We start from the raw sequence: 281 nt of genomic DNA, 5'->3' as shown, positions 1-281 counted from the left end.
GCTTGCGGCATAGATCGGCGCACTTCGCGCCGGCCTCATGCTCGGCCAGGATGCCGATGATCTGATCGTCCGTGAATCTCGTTCGCTTCATTGTCCGTCCTCAGGTTGGGCCGGACTCTAATCGACGATGGAGGAAAAATCCCGTGGCAGGTCAGTCCGAGCGACAATGACGACGCGTATTTCGCCAGGGATGCAAAGTGAGATACGCGTTCGTGGCCGAGCATCGCGGGCAATTTTCCGTCCGGGCGATGTGCCGGTGTCTACGCATCCAGCCGAGCGGC

General features: G+C 60.5%; 1 protein-coding gene. It reads right to left on the bottom strand.

Going from position 1 to position 281, the window contains the following annotated elements:
- Positions 1-91: transposase (locus EU805_RS17550; protein ID WP_165351907.1), on the bottom strand; the 91-nt coding region annotated here is incomplete at its 3' end.
- Between the last annotated feature and the right edge of the window lie 190 nt (positions 92-281).

This window comes from Salipiger sp. IMCC34102 (assembly GCF_004145405.1).
Lineage (GTDB): Bacteria > Pseudomonadota > Alphaproteobacteria > Rhodobacterales > Rhodobacteraceae > Loktanella.
The sequence above is the reverse complement of the archived record's forward strand: the minus strand, read 5'-3'. Positions and strand labels throughout refer to the sequence as shown.